The sequence below is a fragment of the uncultured Corynebacterium sp. genome (genome assembly GCF_902489365.1).
Classification (GTDB): domain Bacteria; phylum Actinomycetota; class Actinomycetes; order Mycobacteriales; family Mycobacteriaceae; genus Corynebacterium.
This window is the reverse complement of record NZ_CABTZR010000166.1, coordinates 1-1819: the sequence shown is the minus strand read 5'-3', so window position 1 is coordinate 1819 and position 1819 is coordinate 1. Positions and strand designations below refer to the sequence as shown.

3 protein-coding genes are annotated in these 1819 nt (G+C 60.0%); 2 read left to right on the top strand and 1 reads right to left on the bottom strand.

Annotated elements, in window-relative coordinates:
• Positions 1-326, bottom strand: a 326-nt coding sequence (locus tag RDN59_RS12215) for a zinc ribbon domain-containing protein YjdM (protein ID WP_308608070.1), incomplete at its 3' end; no start/stop codon positions are given.
• Between the two features lie 115 nt (positions 327-441).
• Between RDN59_RS12215 and RDN59_RS12210 the strand changes: the two genes are divergently transcribed.
• Both RDN59_RS12210 and RDN59_RS12205 read left to right on the top strand, forming a co-directional pair.
• Positions 442-1050 carry a CueP family metal-binding protein gene (locus RDN59_RS12210; RefSeq protein ID WP_308608069.1) on the top strand — a complete coding sequence of 203 codons (609 nt, stop codon included), beginning with the start codon at positions 442-444 and terminating at the stop codon, positions 1048-1050.
• A 233-nt stretch (positions 1051-1283) separates the two neighbouring features.
• On the top strand, positions 1284-1819 hold a 536-nt coding region (locus tag RDN59_RS12205; protein WP_308608068.1), incomplete at its 3' end, for an alkaline phosphatase.

Here is a 1819-nt window from a genome sequence, read left to right as displayed (position 1 = left end):
TTGCAGTCAATGTTGTGGTCTTCCTGGCCGGTGCCGGCATCGACGCTGAGGCGGATGCCCCGCACCTTGGTGCCAGCTTTTAGCGGCTGCTGAGCGCCCTTGACCTTAAGGGTCTTGGTGATGGTGACCGTGTCGCCGTCGGCAAGCGCATTGCCTACGGAGTCGACGATGATCGGTTCGTTTCCTTCCGCTGCCGTGGTATCAGCAGAGTCGGCGGAGAACTCGTGCGCGCACTCCGGGCAGACAATCAGCGGCGGCATTTCGTAGGTGTACTCGGAGGAGCATTCGGGGCAGGGCGGCAAAGTTGCGGCCGAAGTATCAGACATAGGGGAGAGTTTAGCCCGCGTAGCGGAAAAAGATGATCCTTCTCTCATTCCATTGATGGATACCCCGGTGGGGTATAGGCTTGAGTAAACATATTCGGACCCATTCGGAAGACTTATGAAACGCCTCATTTCTCTTGCGGCTGTGTGCGCCGCAGCCATCACCTTGTCCGCCTGCTCCACGGAGAGCCCCGTCCCGAGCGAAGCCTCGAAGAGCGCCGCTTCCAGCACCGGCATCCAACAGGTGCCTGCCGAGGAGATCCTCGCCGAGTTCGATCTCGAAGGGTTGGATGGCCCAGAGATCATCGACAAGCTGGACCACATGCCCAAGGAGGAGCGCCCTAGCGATCTGCACGCCTCCGTGCTGCCGAACGAGCTAGTCCTCACCGCCGAGCAGGGCCAAGCATCCCTGCCCTTGCCGGAGGACAAGTTCTACGTCTCCATCGCGCCGTACATGACCCAGACCCATGACTGCTTCAACCACTCCCTGACCACCTGCACTGGTGAGCTCAGCAAGGAAGACATCCACGTCACTATCACCGATGACGCCGGAAAAGAGCTGGTCAACGAAGACACTACGACCTTTGACAACGGCTTCATTGGATACTGGCTGCCCGCCGACAAAAAGGGCACCATCACCATCAAGCAGGACGGCAAGACCGGCGAGGTCCCCCTGGACACCTCCGAGGAGGGCGCAACCTGCGTGACCACGCTGCAGATGGCCTAGCCAACCGTGCCCACGCTGAGCGGTGCGTTCCATGTGAGGGACGCACCGCTTGTCGACGATCCACTTTCCTCAGCATCGTTCACCGCCACATAAAGTTTCCTTTGATTTAGTTTCTCTTTCCCCGAACCGACACTTGCGCTTATTACGGTCCCAGAGTGGATTCCGGCCATGCAAACAATGGCCCCAGTCCGTCTCTTTTCTTGCTCGCTCTTTTAACTTAAGAAAGCTCACTAATGCGTATTTCTTCTCGCGCGCTGCGCACCTGCGCGGCTGTGACCGTCGCTTCCCTTGCCACCGCTGGTGTCGTCGCACCCGCGCAGGCCGCAACCTCGGGCCCGAAGAATGTCATCTACATGATCGGTGATGGCATGGGCTACAACCACATCGCCTCCACCAACCTCTACGAGTCCGGCCAGTCCAAGTACCTGGTTGAGGGCGCTTTCGATGGTGAGGTCAAGGAGCTCGACGGCGAGTCCGTCCAGGCCTTCGAGGACTTCGAGCGTCTCTCTATGACCACCTTCCCGGACGGTGGCTCCTACGACCCGGAGAAGGCCTGGACCGACCACGACTACGTGACCAAGAACAAGGTCACCGACTCCGCGGCTGCCGGCACCGCTATGGCCACCGGCCAGAAGGTGGACAACGGTGTGCTGGGTAAGTCCCCGTACGGCCACTCCCTGAAGAACATCTCCGAGCAGGCTATCTCTCACGGCAAGTCCGCCGGCGTCGTCAGCTCCGTTCCGTTCAGCCACGCCACCCCGGCTGCGTT

What these genes read in the sequence shown, in the direction of transcription:
- RDN59_RS12210 (WP_308608069.1), top strand. Translation starts at nt 442, where the DNA reads ATGAAACGCCTCATTTCTCTTGCGGCTGTGTGCGCCGCAGCCATCACC.